The sequence below is a fragment of the Castellaniella sp. genome, assembly GCF_049650445.1.
In the GTDB taxonomy this organism is placed as follows: domain Bacteria; phylum Pseudomonadota; class Gammaproteobacteria; order Burkholderiales; family Burkholderiaceae_B; genus Castellaniella.
Genome location: NZ_JBASAD010000035.1, coordinates 77,506 through 98,638, shown reverse-complemented (window position 1 = coordinate 98,638; position 21,133 = coordinate 77,506). Strand labels below are relative to the sequence as shown.

General features: G+C 66.7%; 21 protein-coding genes. 11 read left to right on the top strand and 10 right to left on the bottom strand.

The window, feature by feature from the left end:
• Positions 1-20 precede the first annotated feature (20 nt).
• Complete coding sequence (gene waaC, locus WA983_RS12290) at positions 21-1,025, bottom strand: lipopolysaccharide heptosyltransferase I (protein WP_424312106.1); 1,005 nt, start codon at positions 1,023-1,025, stop codon at positions 21-23.
• Positions 1,026-1,158: 133 nt separating this feature from the next.
• Here waaC and WA983_RS12285 point away from each other — a divergent pair, with 133 nt between their 5' ends.
• Positions 1,159-1,680, top strand: coding sequence for a gamma carbonic anhydrase family protein (locus tag WA983_RS12285; RefSeq protein WP_424249662.1), 522 nt, complete (start codon positions 1,159-1,161; stop codon positions 1,678-1,680).
• A 39-nt stretch (positions 1,681-1,719) separates the two neighbouring features.
• Here WA983_RS12285 and WA983_RS12280 read toward each other — a convergent pair whose 3' ends face one another.
• Genes WA983_RS12280 through WA983_RS12265 form a run of 4 tightly spaced genes read right to left on the bottom strand, consistent with a single transcriptional unit; the run spans position 1,720 to position 5,643 of the window.
• Positions 1,720-2,775, bottom strand: coding sequence for a glycosyltransferase family 4 protein (locus WA983_RS12280; protein WP_424312105.1), 1,056 nt, complete (start codon positions 2,773-2,775; stop codon positions 1,720-1,722).
• A gap of 16 nt (positions 2,776-2,791) precedes the next feature.
• On the bottom strand, positions 2,792-4,159 hold the full coding sequence (gene glmU, locus WA983_RS12275; protein ID WP_424312104.1) for a bifunctional UDP-N-acetylglucosamine diphosphorylase/glucosamine-1-phosphate N-acetyltransferase GlmU: 1,368 nt from the start codon (positions 4,157-4,159) through the stop codon (positions 2,792-2,794).
• Positions 4,160-4,193: 34 nt separating this feature from the next.
• Positions 4,194-4,760: a PhaM family polyhydroxyalkanoate granule multifunctional regulatory protein gene (locus WA983_RS12270; RefSeq protein ID WP_424251391.1), complete on the bottom strand. Its 567-nt coding sequence runs from the start codon at positions 4,758-4,760 to the stop codon at positions 4,194-4,196.
• A gap of 40 nt (positions 4,761-4,800) precedes the next feature.
• A complete protein-coding gene (locus WA983_RS12265; RefSeq protein ID WP_424251393.1) occupies positions 4,801-5,643 on the bottom strand; it encodes a DUF4743 domain-containing protein in 843 nt (280 codons plus the stop codon).
• A 328-nt stretch (positions 5,644-5,971) separates the two neighbouring features.
• Between WA983_RS12265 and coxB the strand changes: the two genes are divergently transcribed.
• From coxB to WA983_RS12240, 5 genes are all read left to right on the top strand, one after another.
• Entirely contained in the window at positions 5,972-7,132 is a 1,161-nt protein-coding gene (coxB, locus tag WA983_RS12260; protein ID WP_424251395.1) for a cytochrome c oxidase subunit II, read from the top strand.
• An 86-nt stretch (positions 7,133-7,218) separates the two neighbouring features.
• A complete protein-coding gene (ctaD, locus tag WA983_RS12255; protein WP_424251397.1) occupies positions 7,219-8,832 on the top strand; it encodes a cytochrome c oxidase subunit I in 1,614 nt (537 codons plus the stop codon).
• A 10-nt stretch (positions 8,833-8,842) separates the two neighbouring features.
• On the top strand, positions 8,843-8,959 hold the full coding sequence (locus WA983_RS12250) for a cytochrome oxidase small assembly protein (RefSeq protein WP_424251399.1): 117 nt from the start codon (positions 8,843-8,845) through the stop codon (positions 8,957-8,959).
• The gene (locus tag WA983_RS12245; protein ID WP_424251401.1) at positions 8,956-9,150 is read left to right on the top strand and encodes a DUF2970 domain-containing protein; all 195 of its coding nucleotides are present in this window, start codon (positions 8,956-8,958) and stop codon (positions 9,148-9,150) included. The genes WA983_RS12250 and WA983_RS12245 overlap by 4 nt, the downstream gene beginning before the upstream one ends.
• A 26-nt stretch (positions 9,151-9,176) precedes the next feature.
• Positions 9,177-10,052 carry a cytochrome c oxidase subunit 3 gene (locus WA983_RS12240; protein ID WP_424251402.1) on the top strand — a complete coding sequence of 292 codons (876 nt, stop codon included), beginning with the start codon at positions 9,177-9,179 and terminating at the stop codon, positions 10,050-10,052.
• Positions 10,053-10,179: 127 nt separating this feature from the next.
• On the opposite strand, the gene WA983_RS12235 is transcribed toward WA983_RS12240, so the two are convergent.
• Complete coding sequence (locus WA983_RS12235; RefSeq protein ID WP_424251404.1) at positions 10,180-10,377, bottom strand: twin transmembrane helix small protein; 198 nt, start codon at positions 10,375-10,377, stop codon at positions 10,180-10,182.
• Positions 10,378-10,412: 35 nt separating this feature from the next.
• Here WA983_RS12235 and WA983_RS12230 point away from each other — a divergent pair, with 35 nt between their 5' ends.
• The 5 genes from WA983_RS12230 (at position 10,413) to WA983_RS12210 (ending at position 14,605) form a co-directional block, all read left to right on the top strand.
• Positions 10,413-11,192: an SURF1 family protein gene (locus WA983_RS12230; RefSeq protein WP_424312103.1), complete on the top strand. Its 780-nt coding sequence runs from the start codon at positions 10,413-10,415 to the stop codon at positions 11,190-11,192.
• Positions 11,189-11,806, top strand: coding sequence for an SCO family protein (locus WA983_RS12225; RefSeq protein WP_424248924.1), 618 nt, complete (start codon positions 11,189-11,191; stop codon positions 11,804-11,806). Before WA983_RS12230 ends, WA983_RS12225 begins: the two co-directional genes overlap by 4 nt.
• Positions 11,806-12,984, top strand: a complete 1,179-nt coding sequence (locus WA983_RS12220) for a COX15/CtaA family protein (protein ID WP_424312102.1) — start codon at positions 11,806-11,808, stop codon at positions 12,982-12,984. Before WA983_RS12225 ends, WA983_RS12220 begins: the two co-directional genes overlap by 1 nt.
• 9 nt (positions 12,985-12,993) lie before the next feature.
• Positions 12,994-13,905, top strand: coding sequence for a heme o synthase (cyoE, locus tag WA983_RS12215; protein ID WP_424248920.1), 912 nt, complete (start codon positions 12,994-12,996; stop codon positions 13,903-13,905).
• Between the two features lie 91 nt (positions 13,906-13,996).
• Positions 13,997-14,605, top strand: coding sequence for an SCO family protein (locus WA983_RS12210; RefSeq protein WP_424248918.1), 609 nt, complete (start codon positions 13,997-13,999; stop codon positions 14,603-14,605).
• On the opposite strand, the gene WA983_RS12205 is transcribed toward WA983_RS12210, so the two are convergent.
• The 4 genes from WA983_RS12205 to aspS all read right to left on the bottom strand — a co-directional run bounded on the left by WA983_RS12205 (position 14,589) and on the right by aspS (position 21,103).
• Positions 14,589-17,129 carry a cation:proton antiporter gene (locus WA983_RS12205; protein WP_424248916.1) on the bottom strand — a complete coding sequence of 847 codons (2,541 nt, stop codon included), beginning with the start codon at positions 17,127-17,129 and terminating at the stop codon, positions 14,589-14,591. The genes WA983_RS12210 and WA983_RS12205 overlap by 17 nt on opposite strands.
• 298 nt (positions 17,130-17,427) lie before the next feature.
• Complete coding sequence (gene rpoH, locus WA983_RS12200; RefSeq protein WP_424248914.1) at positions 17,428-18,333, bottom strand: RNA polymerase sigma factor RpoH; 906 nt, start codon at positions 18,331-18,333, stop codon at positions 17,428-17,430.
• Positions 18,334-18,445: 112 nt separating this feature from the next.
• Positions 18,446-19,297, bottom strand: coding sequence for an endonuclease/exonuclease/phosphatase family protein (locus WA983_RS12195; protein WP_424248912.1), 852 nt, complete (start codon positions 19,295-19,297; stop codon positions 18,446-18,448).
• A gap of 15 nt (positions 19,298-19,312) precedes the next feature.
• Positions 19,313-21,103, bottom strand: coding sequence for an aspartate--tRNA ligase (gene aspS / locus WA983_RS12190; RefSeq protein WP_424248910.1), 1,791 nt, complete (start codon positions 21,101-21,103; stop codon positions 19,313-19,315).
• Between the last annotated feature and the right edge of the window lie 30 nt (positions 21,104-21,133).

The window sequence follows — 21,133 nt, the reverse complement described above, 5'->3', positions numbered from 1 at the left end:
ACGCAAGGCGGCAGCCAAGCTCAGGTCCCACCCACGAGGACCGGGGCATCCGCCCGGGGCGGGTCGGCGCGGGCTTCGTCCAGGGCCTCGGCGATGGCGGCTTGTACGCGCCCGGCGTCAGGCGCCTGCCCGCGTTCGCCCAGGCTGGCGGTATAGGCCGGCCCTTGCAGGGGCGTCCGCACCGGAGTCGAGGCCTTGTAGATGCCGATGGTCGGACGGCCCAGGCCGGCGCTCAGATGCGTCAGGCCGCTGTCCAGGCCCACCATGATGCGCGCCCGGGCCAGTTGGTCCGCCACCTGCCGCAACCCCATGCGGGGCAGGACGACCGCATCCGACCGCCCCTGGATCAACGCCCGTGCACGCGCCTGTTCGGCCTCGTTGCCGGCCAGCAGCCGCAGCCCCAGGCCGCGCCCCTGCAGATCATCGAACACCTGTTGCCAATCGGCATCCGGCCAGAGCTTGTCGTCGCGGCTGGCCGAGGGCATGATCAGGGCCGCCGGTTCGATCTCCACCCCGTCGGTCAGGGTCTGCAGGCCGAAATCCGGCGGTCCTTCGATCGCGTAGCCAAACGCCGCCGCCGCCAGGGTCCGCTGGCGGGTGATGGCCGGCTGCCAGAATTCCACCCGGTGACGCACGTCGTAGAACAGCGAGGCCAGCGGTTCGCGCGCTGATTTCCAGTCCAGCCCATGACGCACGCCGCGCGCCTGGCGGACCAGCCAGATCGATTTCATCAGGGCCTGCATGTCCAGAACGACGTCGTAGCGGCGCTCGCCCAGAGTGGCGCGCAGGGCAGCGCGTTCGCGGCGGGTGTCGGCCGCCCACCAGTGCCTGCGCCAGCGCCGGTGCGCGACGCGAATGACTTCGTGCACGGCCGGATGCCAGGACGGGATGTCGGCGAAGGATTCCTCGGCCAGCCAGTCGATCGTGGCGTCCGGCACGTGCCGGGCGATGTCGCTGATGGCGGGCAGCATGTGCACCAGATCCCCGAGCGAGGACGTGCGTACGATGAGGATGCGTGTCGTCATGGCGCGATTATAGGGCCGGCCCAGGGCCTCCGGACGGGCGTGCTACGATCGAAACACCATCCCGCCGCCCGCACCGGCCCGCCCCCTCGGGGGCCGGACACCCGCCCCGCGCGGCCTGCCCGGAGACTACCCGATGACCTGCTACGCCCTGGGGGACCTGACCCCGCAGATCGACCCGTCCACCTTCGTGGCGGCCGAGGCCACCCTGATCGGCGCCGTCACGCTGCAAGCCGGCGCCAGCGTCTGGCCCGGTGCCGTCATCCGCGCCGACAACGAACCCATCGTCGTTGGCGAAAACAGCAACATCCAGGAAGGCGCCGTGCTGCACGTGGACGCCGGCAAGCCGTTGCGGATCGGCCGCAGCGTCACCGTGGGCCACCAGGCCATGCTGCATGGCTGCACGGTCGAAGACGGCGCATTGATCGGCATCCAGGCCGTGGTCCTGAACGGCGCCGTGATCGGCCGCCACAGCCTGGTCGGCGCAGGCGCCCTGGTCACCGAGGGCAAGACCTTTCCGGAACGATCCCTGATCCTGGGCACGCCGGCCAAGGCGGTGCGCACCCTCAGCGACGAAGAAGTCGCCCACCTGGAAGAAAGCGCCCGCAGCTACGCCGAACGCGGACTGCATTACCGCGAAACGCTGCGGCCGCTGTAAAGCCCCACAGAAGCCCCGCGGCACGGCTTCGCAAGGCCCCTACACCCGCCTCAGCCCGCGATACAGGCTTTCGTAGCGCGCCACCATGGCGGGCACGGCGTATTCCCGCGCCGTCATCGCCCGCGCCCGTTCGCCCATGTCCCGGGCGGCCTGCGGGTGATCCAGCACCCAGGCCAGGCGGCGTGCCAGGATCGCGGCATCGCCCGCCGGGGCCAGCAGGCCCCGGTCCGGAGCCAGGATCTCGCGGTGCCCGCCCACCTCCGTGGCGACCACCGGCAGTCCGGCCAGACAGGCATCCAGCACGCTGGTGCCCAGCGCCTCGAAACGCGAACTGCTGACGTAGACCTCGGCCAGCGCCAGCGCATCCGCCACGCGGGACAGAAAGCCCGCGAACCGGTAATGATCGCCCAGCCCCAGCTCGGTCACGCGTGCGCGCGCCGCGCCGGCCGCCGCGCCATCCGCACCGCAATGCAGGCACAGCACGTCCGGGTGATCGCGGCGCAGCATGTCGATCGCATCGATCAGGGTCAACGGGTCCTTTTCCGGGCTGAGCGCCGCCGCCGTGACCACCACGCGGCGGCCTTCCAGACCAAAGCGCATCCGCAGATCGTCCATCCCTTGCGGATCGGCCGGCACGGCCTCGACCGCGCTGGGAATGACGGTGACGGGCAGGCCCAGCGCCCGGGGCGCCGCCGCAGCAGCCTCGCTGATCGCCACCAGCGCATCGGCGCGCGCCCATTTCCAGCGATGCCGGTCCGCCGCGCCCGGGGCGTCGAACGCCGTGCGGCGCGTGAACACCAGCGCGGCGCGCAGCAACGGCCGGAAAACCGCCAGCAGGCTCATGGCCTGGGCCGTCTGCGCATGCAGCACGTCGTAACGCCAGCCCGCCGTCAGCAGGACGCGCGCCAGACCCAGGGCACCACGGCAAGCGAGCACCGGAATGCCTTCGGCGGCGGCACGTTCGGCCAACGGCCCGCCCGCGCGCGCCGCCAGAGCGACCTCGTGGCCGCCCGCACGCAGGCCGCGCAGCGTGAACAGGGTCTGGCGTTCGCCGCCCCGCCAGCCTTTTTCCAGATTCAGATGCAGGATGCGCATGGCGCGCCAGACTGTGTCAGGACTTGCGCGTCGGCCGCTTCCAGCCCGGCACGGACTGCTGCCGCGCCCGCGACAGGGTCAGTTCGCCTGCGGGCGCGTCCTTCGTCAGGGTCGTGCCCGCGCCCAGCGTGGCCCCCTTGCCGACTCGCACCGGCGCGACCAGTTGCGTGTCCGAGCCGATGAAGGCATCGTCCTCGATCACGGTCTGGAATTTGTTGACGCCGTCGTAGTTGCAGGTGATGGTGCCCGCGCCGACGTTGACGCGCTCGCCGATCTCGGCGTCGCCCAGGTAGGCCAGGTGATTGGCCTTGGACCCCCGGCCCAGACGGGTTTTCTTCAGTTCGACGAAATTGCCCACATGAGCGTCCGGGCCGATGTCGGCGCCCGGCCGCAGGCGGGCATAGGGGCCGATCCGGGCGCCTTCGGCCACCCGGGCACCTTCGACGTGGGTGTAGGCGTCCAAGGTCGAGCCGGTTCCGATCTGTGCGTCGCGGATCACGCAATGCGGCCCGACGCGCACGCCGTCGGCCAGATGGACCTCGCCTTCGAAGACGCACCCCACGTCGATGAAGACGTCGCGCCCGCAGGACAGCGAGCCGCGCAGGTCGAAGCGTGCCGGGTCGGCCAGGGTGACGCCCTGTTCCAGCAGCACGCGGGCTTGCTCGCCCTGCCAGACGCGCTCGAGCTGGGCCTGCTGCACGCGGCTGTTCACGCCCAGCGTTTCCCAGCCGGCCGAGGGCTGAGCGTGCGACACGGGCACGCCATCGGCGACGGCCAGGCCGACGATGTCGGTCAGATAGTATTCGCCCTGGGCATTGCGGTTGTCGATCCGGCCCAACCAGTCCCGCAACGCCGCCGTGGGAGCGGCCAGAATGCCGGTGTTGACCTCGCGCAGGGCAAGCTCAGCCGGGCTGGCGTCCTTGTGTTCGACGATGCGGCAGATGTGGCCCTGATCGTCGCGCACGATGCGGCCGTAGCCGGCCGGATCAGCCAGCGTCTCGGTCAGCAGCGCCAGGCCCGCGCCACGCGCCTGCAGCAGCGCCCGCAGGGTGTCCGCGCGCACCAGCGGCACGTCACCGTACAGCACCAGACTGACGTCGTCCGCATCGCCTTCCAGCAACTGGGGCAGCGCCTGCATCACCGCATGGCCCGTGCCCAGTTGGGGCTGCTGCAGGGCAAAGCACAGATCCTGACCCGCGAAAGCCGCCTGGACCCGCTCGGCCCCATGGCCGGCGACGACCACGATCCGATCGGGTGTCAGGGCGCGCGCCGAATCCAGGACGTGGGCCAGCATGGGCTTGCCGGCGATCGGGTGCAGGACTTTGGGCAGGTCGGACTGCATGCGCTTGCCCAGGCCGGCGGCCAGAATGATGATATTCAGCATGAAGATACGCGTGGAAGTGGAATATGAACCTGCCCTATCGGCGGGCGGCCTTCTTGGCCGGTGCCTTGCGTGCCGAGGCAGCCGGTTTCTTGCGGGCCGGAGCGCGCTTCTTTGCAGCGGGCGCCATGGCCTGCTCGGCCGATTCGGCCATGCCCTGCAGGCCGGCGGCCGTCGCGCTCGACAGTTGTTCGAACTGCTGCTGCACCATGTTCCACCAGTCGCCTGCCGCGCGAGCGTAGTCTGCACTCGCCGCGTCCGGCTGGCTGGCAGCATCCGCCGCCGCCCCCGGAAAGGCGCCGCCGGCGAAGGATTTGAGCGTGCTCAGGGTGCTGCGCTGGATTTCCATCCCCTGGATGGTGTTGGCCAGCATCGTGGCGTTCAACTGCAGCCAGTTCTGCACCGTCTGCAACTCGCGGATGCGCCGGTCGAGCTCTTCGAGCGACATCGGTGTCAGTTGCGTCGCATTCAGGCCGCCTGCACCCGCCATGTTCTGCCAGGCCTGACGCATCATGTCCAGACCGGCGAACAGCGGATTGCGGGCGGCATCGCCCTGCTGGCCAAAGCCGGGCAGCACGAAAGGATTGGTGGAGTCTTGCGCCATGATGGATTGCCTCCGCCGGCACCATGCCGGGATGATTGAATTAGAACGCCACCCCGCCGGGCGCGGCCTTCAGGCGATGCCGCAGCGAATCCAGAATGGCCAGCTCGGCTTCCAGCGTGAAGGCGCCACGCACGATCATATCCCAGAGCTCCGGCATCGCCAGGCAGCGGAACTCCAGGACTTCGCCATCCAGATTGCGGGGCGCGACACCCGCATCCAGCACGCAATCGCTGAGCAGCACGTTCTCGACCTGATAGCCATCGCCCAGGCGGCGATGCATGCGCAGCACCGTGCGCAACGGGCCATGCGCCGCCAGCGCCACGGCCGGCAGACCGGCTTCTTCGAAGGTCTCGCGCAGCAGTGCGGATTCAGGGTCTTCGCCCGCAGCGACCAGACCGCCTGACAAGGTATCCCACAGGCCGGGATCGGTGGATTTGTTCAAGGCACGGCGCGCCACCCACAGTCGGCCGTCCGGCGACCAGCCATTCAGGTGCACGGCCTGGGTCAACAGGCCCAGAGGCCGCACGGCGCCACGCTCGATGCGCGCCAGCGTCTGGCCCTCGGCCATGACGTCCAGCAGTTCATCGCGCCAGGCGCGGATGCAGCCCGCGTCCCGCAACGCCAGCGCCACCTCGCGCAGCACGGCGTCGAGGCTCAGCCGCGCAGTGGGCGCGGCCGTGAAATGCACGGCCTCTGGCTCGATGTGCACGCCCGGCAGATCGGCGACGGCCGTCTGTGCAATCGGCCCGATCCAGCCCCCGACCCGGCCCGCAATCGTGACCGGCCGGGCGCCTGCGGGCGGCAATTGCTGGGCACGGCGGACCAGACGCGCATTGCGCGTCTGGAGGTCATCCAAGGCAAAGGCCACTGAAGAAGAATCCATCCGGGCATTGTAATTGATGCATGCATCGTTGATGCATGCGCGGATCGCAGGAGATGCATGCGCAAGCGGCATACAAGCAGCATCCACGCAGGCTGGGGGATTGGTGGAAACCCGGAAAAGCCTACAAAGAGAGCAGGGACGCGCCTGTACAAGCCTCGGGCAGTGGCTATAATCCCTTCAGGTTTATAAGGGTACCCAGGCTACAGCATCCGCGATTCATTTTACGGCCTGGCGATCCAGCCATGTGTGCAGGACCCGGTTGTTCTCCCGTTTTTCTTTGATGAAGGTCAACCGACCCTGAGAAATACACGCCAAACAAAGGGACAACATGAAGATGGTCAGAGGGACGTTGGGCATGATCGCGCTATCGTGGGCGACAATTGCCGGGGCACAGGTTCAGGATATGCCGGGGGGCCCGGCGGTCAACCAGCTCAACCTCCACACCGGGGTCACGCCCATCGCGCGGGAAATCTATTCCCTGCACTGGATGATGCTGATCATCTGTACGCTGATCTTCATCGGCGTGTTCGGCGTGATGCTGTATTCCATCATCCGCCACCGCAAGGACAAAGGCTACAAGGCCGCCAAGTTCGAGGAACACCTCGGTCTGGAGCTCACCTGGACGGTGATCCCCTTTCTGATCATCATCGGCATGGCCATCCCGGCCACCCGCACCGTGGTCGCGATGAAGGACACCTCCAGCGCCGATCTGACCATCAAGGCCACCGGCTACCAATGGAAGTGGGGGTATGAATACCTCGACGGTCCGGCGACGGGGGTGCGTTTCCTGTCGAACCTGACCACGCCTCAGGAACAGATCAACGGCAAGGCGCCCATCGGCAACACTTACCTGATGGAAGTCGACCAGCCCATGGTGGTGCCGGTCAACCAGAAAGTCCGTGTCGTGCTGACGGCCGACGACGTGATCCACTCCTGGATGGTGCCTGAACTGGGCGTCAAGCAGGACGCCGTCCCGGGCTTCCTGCGTGACACCTGGTTCCGTGCCGACAAGCCGGGCATCTACCGCGGCCAGTGCGCCGAACTCTGCGGCAAGAACCACGCCTACATGCCGATCGTAGTCGAGGTCAAATCCCAGGAAGACTACGCTCAGTGGGTCACGCAGCAAAAGACCGCCATGGCCGCTGCCGCCGAAGATCCGAACAAGACCTGGTCCAAGGACGAACTGATCGCCAAGGGCAAGGAAGTCTTCTCCACCACCTGCGTGGCCTGCCACCAGGCCAACGGCCAGGGCATTCCGGGCACCTTCCCGGCCCTGAACGGGAACACCAAATTCGTGCTGGCACCGATGAAAGGCCAGATCGAGACGGTGCTGAACGGGCATCCGGGCACAGCGATGGCCGCCTTCCGCGACCAGCTCAGCGACACGCAGATCGCCGCAGTCATCACGTATACGCGCAACGCGTGGGACAATGCGGGCAAGGGTCCCGACCCTGTCGTCCAGCCCTCGGACGTCAAGGCCCTGCGCTGATCCGGCCCGCAACCCACACGGCGAAAACACACGAATTTCCCTCGCGCCGCCCCGGAAGGCGGCGCGTCCCAGGAAGGAGGCATTCAATGAGCAGCGTTACGGTCGACCACATTCCACCCCACAGCGGGCATGACGAACACGCCCACCACCACGCCCCGACGGGCTGGCGGCGCTGGGTGTTCGCCACGAATCACAAAGACATCGGCACGATGTATTTGATCTTCTCGTTCTGCATGCTGCTGGAGGGCGGTACGCTGGCCCTGCTGCTGCGTACCGAACTGTTCGAACCCGGCATCCAGTTCTTCCAGCCCGAACTGTTCAACCAGTTCACCACGATGCACGGGCTGATCATGATCTTCGGCGCGATCATGCCCGCCTTCGTGGGCTTCGCCAACTGGATGATCCCGCTGCAGATCGGCGCGTCCGACATGGCCTTCGCGCGGATGAACAACTTCAGCTTCTGGCTGCTGCCGGTGGGTGCGATCCTGCTGACGGCCTCGTTCTTCGTGCCGGGCGGGGCCAACGCCTCGGGCTGGACCATGTACGCGCCGCTGTCGCTGCAGATGGGGCCGGGCATGGATTTCGCGATCTTCGCCGTCCACGTCCTGGGCGCCTCGTCCATCATGGGCGCGATCAACATCATCGTCACCATCCTGAACATGCGCGCCCCCGGCATGAGCCTGATGAAGATGCCGCTGTTCTGCTGGTCCTGGCTGGTCACGGCCTACCTGCTGCTGGCCGTGATGCCGGTGCTGGCCGCCGCCGTCACGATGCTGCTCACCGACCGTCACTTCGGCACCCACTTCTTCAACGCCGCCGGCGGCGGCGACCCGGTGCTGTACCAGCACGTGTTCTGGTTCTTCGGTCACCCCGAGGTCTACATCATGATTCTGCCGGCCTTCGGGATGGTGTCGCAGATCGTGCCGACCTTTGCGCGCAAGCGGCTGTTTGGCTACGCGTCGATGGTGTATGCCATCTGCGCCATCGCCATCCTGTCGTTCCTGGTGTGGGCTCACCACATGTTCACCACCGGCATGCCGGTCACCGCCCAGTTGTTCTTCATGTACGGCACGATGCTGATCTCCATCCCCACCGGGGTCAAGGTCTTCAACTGGACGGCCACCATGTGGCGCGGCGCCATGACCTTTGAAACCCCGATGCTGTTCGCCATCGGCTTCATCTTCGTGTTCACCATCGGCGGCTTCACCGGCCTGGTGGTGGCGGTCGCGCCGATCGACATCCAGGTCCAGGATACCTATTACGTGGTGGCGCACTTCCACTACGTGCTGGTGGCCGGATCGCTGTTCGCCCTGTTCGGCGCCACCTATTACTGGCTGCCGAAATGGACCGGGACCATGTACGACGAGCGTCTGGGCAAGTGGCACTTCTGGATGACGATGATCTCGTTCAACATCACCTTCTTCCCGATGCACTTCCTGGGCCTGGCCGGCATGCCGCGCCGCTACGCGGACTACTCCGCGCAGTTCACCGACTTCCACCAGATCGCCACGATCGGCGCCTTCTGGTTCGGTCTGTCGCAACTGCTGTTCGCCTACATCGTGATCAAAGCGGCACGCGGCAACGGCGCCCCGGCGGCAGCCAACCCCTGGGAAGGCGCCGAAGGTCTGGAGTGGACGGTGCCCTCGCCGGCGCCTTACCACACCTTCGTGACGCCGCCCCAGTACGACGCCAGCCACTGAGATGGATGAGATGACCCCAGAGCAACGCCGCCGCAATCGTCGCACCGGATGGGTCCTGGCTCTGTTCGCCGTCGCCATCCTGGTGTGGACCTTTGTGCGCGCCAATCTGTGGGGGATCGAATCATGACCGAACCACGCAACACCTTCCTGCGCTCGATGCGCACGGTCGCCTGGGCGTTTCTGGGGCTGCGCAAGCGCTCCGGCCACGACGAGGACCTGTCGCATCTGCGCCCGTCGCACCTGATCGCGGCGGGCCTGATCAGCGGAGCGGTGTTCGTATTGCTGCTGATACTGGCCGTGCGCCTGGCGACGGCCTAGAAGACGAAATCCAGAGGAGAACAACGATGACGACCGCCCAGATGGCTCACGCCGGCGAGGCCCCCTACTACTACGTCCCGCCACATTCGGCCCACCCGATCCGGGCCAGTCTGAGCATGCTGGCCACCCTGGTCGGCGCGGCCCTGTGGGTCAACAGCTACGCAATCGGCCCCTGGCTCGTCCTGGCCGGCATCCTGAGCCTGTTCATCGTGCTTTTCGGCTGGTTCGGCGACGCCATCCGCGAGTCCGAAGGCGGCATGAACAGCCAGCGCATCGATCACTCCTACCGCTGGAGCATGACCTGGTTCATCTTCTCCGAGGTCATGTTCTTCTCGGCCTTCTTCGGCTCGCTGTGGTACACCCGAGAGGTCTCCACGCCGTGGCTGAGCACCCTGGACTCCCAGACCCTGCTGTGGCCGGGCTTCAGCGGCGCCTGGCCGAACCAGGGCCCGGCGGGCACCGTCGCCTCCTTCCAGACCGTGGGGCCGTTCTGGCTGCCCACCATCAACACCGCGCTGCTGCTGTCCTCCGGCGTCACCCTGACCATTGCCCACCATGCCCTGCGCGCGGCGCACCGGTCCAAGGCGATCTTCTGGCTGGGTCTGACGGTGCTGCTGGGCTTCGCCTTCGTCGCCTGCCAGGCCTACGAATACCATCACGCCTACACCGAACTGAACCTGCGCTTCACCTCGGGTGCCTACGGCGCGCTGTTCTACATGCTGACGGGCTTTCACGGCTTTCACGTGATCCTGGGCGCCACCATGCTGACCGTGATCTGGTTCCGCCTGGTGCGCGGCCACTTCACTGCCGAACATCACTTCGGCTTCGAAGGCGCCGCCTGGTACTGGCACTTCGTGGACGTGGTCTGGCTGGGTCTGTATATCTTCGTGTACTGGCTGTAAATCTGTTCAGGCCGAGGCCGCCGCGCCCCTTCGCCTGGAAGTCCACGGGATCTTCAACCGTGGCATCTCTCCACCTCGCGGCTTACACGCCGCTCGGATTCGCCAGACATGGGATTGTCCGCAGGGACTATCCCATGTTCGGGCTTATCCACCCCAAGGCATGCGCCAGCAGCAGGAACAGAAACAGCAGGATCGACAAGCCCACCCGCCACGTCAGGGCCCAGGCCATCCGGTCGGTCTGGCCCCGGTCCTGCAAGAGATACTTCATGGCTGAACCCAGGCTGACCAGCACTCCCAGGAACAGCACGACAATCAGAATTTTCATGGGCATCCCCCGCAACACCAGGATATAAGCATCGTATGACCTCGCAGCAACCCGCAACCCGCACCAAGGCCATCCTGGCCCTGATCCTGCTGGCGCTGGTGGGTGCGGCCTGCATCGGCGCCGGGCTATGGCAGTTGCGCCGCGCCCACGAACGCGAAGGGCTTCTGGCCGCCATCGAAGCGGGCCGGCAGGCGCCGGCCCGGGTGCTGGATGCACAACACCGCGACGGCCCCGACTGGCATCCGGCCAGCGCCCGAGGGCACTGGCTGAACCCGTTTACTGTACTCCTGGACAATCGCAACCTCAAAGGTCAGCCCGGCCTGTGGGTGGCGACCCCGCTGGAGCTGCAAGACAGCCCCGGCACCGCCGTGCTGGTGCTGCGCGGCTGGGTTGCCCGACCGATGCCATCCACCCACCTGCCGGACCTGAGTGCGGCCGCCGGCCCGGTCCAGGTCCAGGGCACCCTGTTGCATCGGGTGCCCCGCCTGTTCGATCTGGGCAGCCTGGGCGGTCAGCCCGACACTGCCCTGCCCAAACCCTTTCCCGCTGCCGACGGCCAGCCACCCTCCGTGCAAAACCTGCCGCTGGACGCTCTGGCTGCGGCCACCGGCCTGGACCTGTTGCCGGTCGTGCTGCAACAGGCGCCCACGCACGACGCGGATCTGATCCAGGACTGGCCCGGGCCCTCGACGGACGCCAGCCAGAACTACAACTACGCCCTGCAATGGTTCAGCTTTGCCGCGATCGCGCTGATCGCGGCGGGCTTCACGGCCTGGCGCACCCTGCGCCGCCCCTCACCTTCTTCGCACGCATGACCTCTGCACCCTCCCCCGCTCGCACCCGCTCCATCCGCCCCCTCATCGCCGTCCTGCTGGTCTCCCTGGCGCCGGTGGTGTTCGCCCTGCTGGCCTACTACATGCCGTCGCTGGGCCTGCGTCCGGACTCGCGCCCCCGCTACGGCCAACTGATCGAGCCGCAGCGCCCCATCCCCGGCGACCTCGCACTACGGGACGCGCAGGGCCAGCCTTACGACCTGAACCAGCTCAAGGGCCAGTGGCTGCTGATCAGCACAGGGCCCGGCGCCTGCCCGGAATCCTGCGTACGCGGACTGTTCGTGCTGCGTAATTCCCACGCCAGCCAGGGCAAGGAAGTCGATCGCCTGGAACGTATCTGGTTCATCACCGACGACGCGCCCGCCGCCCCCGTGGTCGGCGAGGCCTACGTCGGCACGCACGTCCTGCGCGCCGACCCCGCCAGGCTGGCGGACTGGCTGGCTCCCGGCGCCGCCGATCCCGCCGCCGAACTGGCGCAGGGCCTGTGGATCGTCGACCCCCTGGGCCACCTGATGATGCGCTTCCCCGATGCACAACAACCGGAAGCCGTGCGCGACGACCTCCGCACGCTGCTGAAGAATTCCCGGATCGGCTGATGAACCGCATGGCAAGCACCCCCGCCAGCACGTCCGCCGCACGCCGCGACGCGTCCGGACCGGGCACACCTTCCCCCACCAGGCTCCTCACGCGCTATCGCAGGCTGGTGTTCCTGGCCTGGTTCCTGACGCTGGATCTGATCATGTTCGGCGCCTTCGTGCGCCTGACCGATTCGGGCCTGGGCTGCCCCGACTGGCCGGGCTGCTACGGCCATCTCAGCCCCCTGGGCGCCGGGGATCACATCCGCGCCGCCCTGGAGGCCATGCCCTACGGCCCGGTCAGCGCCTTCAAGGCCTGGGTCGAGATGATTCACCGCTACGCGGGCGCCATCCTGGGCCTGATGATCATCGCCATCACCGTATGCGCCTGGCGACTGCGCCACCTGCCGGATCGCAGCCCCGCGCTGGCCGGCTGCGTGCTGGTCATGGTCTGCGTCCAGGGCGCGTTCGGCGCCTGGACCGTCACTCACCGGCTGATGCCGCTGGTGGTGACCACGCACCTGGTGCTGGGCATGGGCCTGCTGGCCCTGATGACCTGGCTGGCAGCCCGGGAAAAGCGCCACGCCCCCGTCCCCGCCGATCCGGGCACCGGCCGCGCCTGGATGATTCTGGGGCTGGCCGTCCTGTTCCTGCAGGTGGCGCTGGGCGGCTGGGTCAGCACCAACTACGCGGCCCTGGCCTGCATGGACTTCCCCACCTGCCACGGCGCCTGGGTGCCGCCCATGGACTTCCGCGAGGGCTACGCCCTGCTGCGCGGTCTGGGCCAGCTCTCGTCGGGCGAACTCATTTCCCAGGACGCGCTCACCGCCATCCACTGGACGCACCGCAATTTCGCTTTCCTGGTCATCGCCCTGCTGGGCGCGCTGGCCTGGCGCTGGCGCCGCACCCCCGGCTTGTCCGGCCCGGCGCGCCTGCTGCTGGCCCTGCTGGCCTTGCAACTGCTGACGGGGCTGACCACGATCTTTTTTCAATGGCCTCTGCTGATCGCCGTGATGCACAACGGCGGCGCCGCCGGCCTGGTCCTGGTGGGCGTCACACTGCTGTGGCGCCTTTCCCGGGCCGGAAAAATCGACCGCCCGAGTCCGCAGATGCACGCGGCGCGAGGACTTGTTCAAAGGTCCCCAATGCAGGGAAACCCATTAGACGGAGCACGCCACGACGCCCCGGGAAGCGCCTAGAATCCTACTATGACCACCGCCACCGCCGCCGCCCACCGCACCCCCTCCCTGCTGCGCCAGTACCTGACACTGACCAAGCCGCGCGTCACGCAACTGGCGGTGTTCTGCGCGGTGATCGGCATGTTCCTCGCCACCCCCGGCCTGCCCGATCCCTGGCTGGCCGTGAACGCCACGGTGGGCATCTGGCTGCTGTCGGCGGCGGCCTTTTCCATCAACTGTCTGGTCGAACGAGAAACCGACGCGCGCATGCTGCGCACGGCACGGCGCGGCACGGCCTCCGGCCAGATCGGCAGCCATCAGGTCCTGATGATGGCCGGTGTGCTGGGCGGTGCCGGCATGTGGATCCTGTACACCCAGGTCAACGCACTGACCATGTGGTTGACCTTCGCCAGCTTCGTCGGCTACGCCCTGATCTACACCGCCATCCTGAAACCCCTCACGCCGCAGAACATCGTCATCGGCGGCCTGTCGGGCGCGATGCCGCCGGCCCTGGGCTGGGCCGCCATGGCCGACGCCGTGCCTGCCGAGGCCTGGCTGCTGGTGCTGATCATCTTCATCTGGACGCCGCCCCACTTCTGGGCGCTGGCGCTGTACCGCCATCACGACTACGAAAAATCCGGCCTGCCCATGCTGCCGGTGACACACGGCCAGAACTTCACCCAGTTGCACATCCTGCTCTACAGCATCGCCTTGTTCGCGGCGTCCGTGATGCCTTACGTCGTCCGCATGAGCGGCCCCGCCTACCTGGCCGCCGCCTGTCTGCTCAGCGGCCGCTTTGTCTGGCAGTCCCTTGCGCTATATCGAAACTACTCGGACGCCAAGGCGCGTAAACTGTTCCATTATTCGATCCTGTATCTGTCGCTGCTGTTCGCCGCGCTGCTGCTGGATCACTGGGTCGGCCTGACCCTGGGGAACTTCTAGACGGGTTCTCACCCGGCCCGACCCAGCGGATACCCGACCGGAACGCGCCACAGTGCCGTTCCGGCCGATTCACCGATCTGGATGAAGGACCATGTCGCTTTCAATTCCGCGCCGCAGGCTGTTGGCCGGCGCGCTCGCCACCCTGCCTCTCGCCCTGGCCCTGCCGGGCTGCACCTCAAAAGCCGAGCCCCTGCCCTTCGAGGGCAATGACATCAGCGGAACCCACCTGGGGCGCGATCTGGACATGATCGACACCACCGGCCAGCGGCGCACGCTGGCGGACTACCGGGGCAAGGTCCTGCTGGTGTTCTTCGGCTACACACAGTGCCCGGACGTCTGTCCCACCGCCATGGCGCAGGCCGCCCAGGTCATGCAACTGCTGGGCGACCAGGCCCGCGACGTACGTGTCCTCATGATTTCGGTAGACCCTGCGCGCGACACGCCTGACATTCTGGGCGCCTACGTGCAGGCCTTCGACCCGTCTTTCATCGGCCTGACGGGCACCCCGGAACAACTGGACAAGACCGCGCGCTCCTTCAAGGCCTTCTACGCCAAGGAACCCGGCCCGTCGCCGGAGCACTACGCCATGAACCATTCGTCGGCCTTCTATCTGCTGGACCGCGAGGGCGAGGCCCGCGCCCTGCTCGGACCGTCGCTGACGCCCGAGGACATGGCGCACGACGTCAAACTGCTGATGTAGGCAGATCCGGCAAAGGCTCGTGCTGGCGCTCGCCAGACTCGAACTGCCGCCAGACCTCCACCGCCCGCAGGCGCTGACGGACGATCAGGTCGATTTTTTCGCGCAGCATCGGGTATTGCTCCTGCAGGCGCTTGAAGTCGCGCTCCTGCAACAGCAGCAGGCGGCTGTAGCCCAGCGATCGCGCACGCGCCTGGAAATCATCACCCATGACCAGCGCCATTTCACCAAAGGTCTGACCGCTGCCCAGTTCCGCCGTGGTGCCATCGGGAAGATCCAGGACGACTGCGCCCGACGCCACGAAATACATGGCGTGGCTGCGGCCGAAGCGGGTGTGAATTTCCTGACCCGGCATGATCAGGCGGGGCTTGAGCGCGCGGCGGATGGCCGCCATGGTGTGCTCGTCCATCCCCTCGAACATCGGCACCCGCTGCACCAGCGTCGCCGCACTCATGGTGATGTCCAGCACGCCGCTTTTTTCCAGAGCCCCCCAACGCGCATCCGCCTGCTGAATCAGGTCGGAATAGGTTTCCCCGCTGATGAGGTTGTGCGCCAGCATGTCGCGATAGCGAATGCGCTCCATGGCGCGCGCCATGCGTCCGAGATAGGCTTCCTGGAGATACTGGGCGTAATTGGGGTACTGCAGCGCCAGGGCCTGCAACGCGCCTTCCAGCAGCGCCAGGCGGCGCTGATGCGCAGCCACGATGATTTCAGTGACCTCAAGCCCCAGCAGCGGCTGCACGTCGGTGCGAGCGAACTGGATCAGGCGGCGCGCCACCGACCACTTGCACATCAGGTTCGTGAAGCGCCGGGCCAGTTCCCGCACCAGCCAGCCCTGCCAGCCCGTCAGGTGATGCAGGCGCAGCGCCGGGCGCAAGGCACGCGAATAGCGCAAGTCGCCCTCGATCGCCGCCTCGAAGCCCAGCAGCCCGCCCGAACGCACCGCATCGCCCAGCCGCTCGGCGCGCGCCAGCAAGGACTCGGCCGTGCGCCAGTCGACGATCTGAGCCTTGAGAGTCTCGAAGAACATTTCTTCTTCACGGCCCGCCAGCATGCTCATGCCGACCGCGACCTTCTGGTTCAGGGACAACTGGTTCACCTGTGACGCGTCCACGCCGGCCTGGCTGGCGTCAAATACCGCATGCAGGCGCTCCAGAACCTCGCGGCCGATATGTTCGTTGTGGGCGATCTCGTCGATCCTCAGACGCAGGGCTTCGAGTTCCACCACCTGCGCCTGGTCGCGCAAGGTACGGTCCACCGGCGAAAGCTGGTTCAGCCCCAGCCGATGGATCAGGGGCCGCAGGGTCAGGCCATTGATGAACAAGGTCATGAGCACGAAGCCGGTCGTGGCGACGGCGATGAACTGACGCGCCTCGTGGGGCACCGCCGGCTGCTCCGTGACGGCCAGGGCCAGGGCCAGGGACACGGCCCCGCGCAGGCCGCCCAGCAGCATCACGGCCCGATAGGACCGACTGACCTCGGTGCTGAGCCGCAGCCGCCCCAGCAGAGGCAGCAGACCGTAGACGATCACCGCGCGCGCACACAGCGTGACGATGAACACGACCAGGATCAGCAGGACCTCCATCCAGGTGATCTCCGCCATCATGCGCGGGATCAGCATGGCAGCGAACAGGAAGATCAGAGAATTGGCCCAGAAGCCGAACTGTGCCCAGGTCCCCTCGAGTTGCTCGAAGGTCGTGGGCGACATGCGGGTACGGCCGCTGGAACCCACCACCAGGCCGGCGATCACCGTGGCCACCACCCCCGACACCCCCAAGTAGTGCTCGGCGATGAAGAAGGCCAGGTAGGCCAGCGCCACGGTCAGCGTGACTTCGGCTGTGGGCCAGCCGCGCAGCCAGCGGAACAGTTCGATGGCCGCCCGCCCCATGACCAGCCCGGCCAGGCCGCCGCCCAGGAAGCTGATCAGAAAGCCGCTGATGATTTCCGTCACGGTGGGCGTGGTGCCGCCAAACAGGATGCTGAGCAGCACCGAGTACAAGGCGATCGAGGCCGCGTCGTTGAATAAAGCCTCGCCCTCGACCAGATTCGTGAGGCGGCGCGGCGCGCCGACCTCGCGGAAAATGCCCACGACCGCCACCGGGTCGGTGGTCGCCACAATGGCACCCAGCATCAGGCAGACCACCAGCCCGTAAGTGGAAATCGCCGCCAGCGAAAAACCGACCGCCACGGTGCAGACCACGACGGCCACGATGGCCATCACCAGGATCGGGCTGATGTCGTCCATCAGCCGCCGCAGATTCGTCGCCAATGCCGTCTCGAACAGCAGCACGGGCAGGAACACGAACAAAAAGGTCTCGGAGGAAATCTCGAAGTGCTGCAGCGTATCGAGGAAGTCAGCCGCCACGCCCGGCGCCCAGCCGTGCACGTGGATGATGACGCCCAGGATAAAGCCGACGATGGCCAGCAGCACGGAATACGGCATGCGCAGGCGTCCGGCCAGGGGGGGCATGAAAGACACCAGAGCCAGGAGGCCGGCCAGGCCAAATACCAGAAGGCCGATTTTCATGAGGAAGCGCGCTCAAATCATCTGGCTGATATGTTACAGGCCCGGAGGATCGGCTTCCTAGAAAAAAGATGTGAAAAAAAGACTGTCAGGCGACAAAAAAAGGGATGCCAGGCGGCATCCCATGAACATCCGCTTCGATAGGGAGGGGAAGAGGAGAAGCAGAAGCGGACGACAGAACGTGGGGGCCGGCATGGCCGGCACGCGCTCATGAAGGGTTGGTCCGCCTCCGGTGCCGAAAGTTCACGGCCGGGCGCGGGGAAGATGCAAAAGAGTGTGTCCGCACCCGCGGGGCATCGGCTCAGGCGGCTTCGAAATCCGCCTGCTGCTCGCTCAGGGCAACCCGCAATTTTTTCAGGGCGGCGGCTTCGATCTGGCGGACCCGTTCGGCAGAGATGCCATATTCGGCGGCCAGTTCGTGCAGCGTGGCACCGCCGTCGTCGGCCAGCCAGCGGGCACGCACGATGTGCTGGGAACGCGCATCCAGGGACGACAGGGCGTGTTCCAGACCTTCGCCCTGCAGCGCATCCATGCTGCGGCGTGCCAGCACCTGGGCGGGCTCCTGGGCCTCGTCGGCCAGCCAGTCGGAGGGCGCATAGCGGTCCTCGTCGTCGGCCGGGGCGTCCAGGGCAAAATCACCGCCCGACAGACGGACTTCCATTTCGGCGACGTCTTCCGGGCGCACATCGAGTTTGCGGGCGATGTCGGCGACCTGATCCGGGTCCAGGCTGCGACCGTCGGGCCGCATGCGGCGCAGGTTGAAGAACAGTTTGCGTTGCGCCTTGGTGGTAGCGATCTTGACCAGACGCCAGTTGCGGATCACGTATTCGTGGATTTCGGCGCGGATCCAGTGCACGGCAAAAGATACCAGCCGCACGCCACGGTCGGGATCGAAGCGGCGTACGGCCTTCATCAGGCCGATATTGCCTTCCTGGATCAGGTCCGCGTGCGCCAGGCCATAGCCCAGATACTGCCGGGCAATGGACACGACCAGCCGCAGGTGCGACAGAATCAGGTCGCGCGCAGCGTCCAGGTCGTTATGGTCGTGCAGGCGCCGACCCAGGTCGGCTTCCTGTTCGGCAGTCAGCATCGGCAAACGATTGACGGTGCTGATGTAGGCATCGATGGTACCGAGCGCTCCGGGATTGGCGATCGCCAGCGAAAGCTGGGACGGTGCGAGCGACAGGGCGGACGAAGAGGGGGTCATGGTGACAAGGTTCCTCGTGCTGAATGCAACGATGTTAGCACTCCATGGGGCAGAGTGCTAATTTCAAGGTAACGAAAGTTAGGCTGCCCTGCGGCGGAAAAGTTCCCTGGAATCAGGGAAGCTCCAGTTCCGCGACCAACGGCGCGTGATCCGACAGCTTTTTCCAGGGCAAACCGTGCAGGACCCGCGCACGGCGCACGGCAAAGCCGCGCTGGTAGATGCGGTCCAGCCGCAACCAGGGAAACACGGACGGGAAGGTGCGCGGCGGCGGCGTCAGACGCGCATGCCCGTTGATGGATAATTCCGGCATCGGCGGCAGCGCCTGACCCGGCAGCCAGGCCAGACGTTCACGCAGACGAGACACCGTGCGACGCAGCCGGTAGACCTCGTCCATCCCCTGCGGAGCCGCCGCGAAGACCTCGACCAGGCCCAGTTGTTCGACGAACAGCGGTGCCAGGCGGTTGGTCCAGTCGTTGAAATCGCCCGCGATCAGCAGCGGCTCGTGCGCGGGCACCAGGCGCTGAATGCGGTCGGCCAGCGCCTGTACCTGACGCGACCGCCCGCCCGCCAGCAGGCCCAGGTGCACCACCAGACAGTGCACCGGCACGTCGCCGACCCGGACCACACCGTGCAGCAGGCCGCGCTGCTCCAGGCGATGATCGGAGACGTCCTGGTTCTCGTAATACAGGATGGGATAGCGCGACAACAGCGCGTTGCCGTGGTCAGTGGCGTGGTGCACGGCATTGCAGCCGTAGGCGGCCTCCATGCGCAATGCCGCCGCCAGGGATTCGTGCTGCGCGTCCAGACTGCCACGCACCTGGTTGCGGCCCTGGACTTCCTGCAGAAACAGCAGATCGGGCCGCAGGCCGTACAGACCCAGCCGGAGGTCGGCCAGCGACTCCCGCCCACCCGTGGCTGAACGGCCCTTGTGGATGTTGTAACTGACGATCCGCAGGACGGGCATGGCCGGCCCCCCGCCCTACTTGGCTTCCGTCTGACGCAGGCGGATGTGCAGTTCGCGCAGTTGCTTCTCGTCCACGGCCGAGGGCGCCTGCGTCAGCAGGCACTGGGCACGCTGCGTCTTGGGGAAAGCGATCACGTCGCGGATGGACTCCGCGCCCGCCATCAGCGTCACCAGGCGGTCCAGGCCGAAGGCCAGGCCGCCGTGCGGCGGTGCGCCGTATTGCAGGGCGTCGAGCAGGAAGCCGAATTTCAGGCGGGCTTCTTCCTCGTCGATCTTCAAGGCCTTGAAGACCTTGGTCTGGACGTCGGCGCGATGGATACGCTCGGACCCGCCGCCGACTTCCCAGCCATTCATGACCATGTCGTAGGCGCGCGCAATGGCCTTGCCCGGCTCGGTTTCCAGCAGGTCCTCGTGGCCCGGCTTCGGGCAGGTGAAGGGGTGGTGCGCGGCCGTGTAGCGGTCTTCTTCTTCGTCGTATTCGAACATGGGGAAGTCCACCACCCACAGCGGCTTCCAGCCCGGCTCGAACAGCCCGTTGGCGCGGCCGAATTCGCTCTGGCCGATCTTCACGCGCAGGGCGCCGATGGCATCGGCGACGACCTTGGCGCGGTCGGCGCCGAAGAAGATCAGATCGCCGTTCTGCGCGCCGGTGCGCTCGATCAGGGCGCGCAGGGCGTCCGTGTGGATGTTCTTGACGATGGGCGACTGCAGGCCCTCGGGGATGGAGGCTGCGTCGTTGACCTTGATGTAGGCCAGGCCGCGCGCGCCGTAGATGCCGACGAACTGGGTGTAGGCGTCGATCTCGCTGCGCGGCATGCTGCCGCCGCCGGGCACGCGCAGGGCCACCACACGGCAGGCCGGGTCATTGGCCGGGGCGGCGAAGACCTTGAAGCCCACGTCGCGCATCAGGTCGGCCACGTCGGTGAATTCCAGCTTCACGCGCAGGTCGGGCTTGTCCGAACCGAAGCGGCGCATGGCTTCTTCCCAGCTCATGGTGGGGAATTCCGGCAGCGCGACATCCAGCACCTGGCGGTAGATTTCACGCACCATGCCTTCGAAGATCTCGCGGATCTGGACTTCGTCCAGGAAGGAGGTTTCGCAATCGATCTGGGTGAATTCCGGCTGGCGGTCGGCGCGCAGGTCCTCGTCGCGGAAACACTTGGTGATCTGGTAGTAGCGATCGAAGCCGGACACCATCAGCAACTGCTTGAACAGTTGCGGCGACTGGGGCAGCGCGAAGAATTCGCCCGGGTTCACACGCGAGGGCACCAGGTAGTCGCGCGCGCCTTCCGGCGTGCTGCGGGTCAGCATCGGGGTTTCGATGTCGACGAAACCCAGGGCATCCAGATAATTGCGCGCCACCATGGACACGCGATAGCGCAGCATGAGGTTGCGCTGCATCTGCGGACGACGCAGATCCAGCACCCGGTGCGTCAGGCGCGTGGTCTCGGACAGATTATCGTCATCCAGTTGGAACGGCGGCGTGACCGAGGCGTTGAGGATCTCGATTTCACGGCAGAGGATCTCGATCTCGCCCGAGAGCAGGTCGGCATTGGTGGTCCCGGCGGGGCGCAGGCGAACCAGACCGGTGATCCGCAGGCAGTATTCGTTGCGGATCCGCTCGGCGGTCTCGAACGCGGCCTTGTTGTCCGGGTCCACCACCACCTGGGCCAGACCCGCGCGGTCGCGCAGATCGATGAAGATCACGCCGCCATGGTCGCGGCGGCGATGCACCCAGCCGAACAGGGTCACGGTCTGATCGAGGTGGGCTTTGGATACCTCGCCGGTGTAGCAAGTGCGGTTCAAGAATGGCTCCGTCAGAGGAATTGTTCGAGT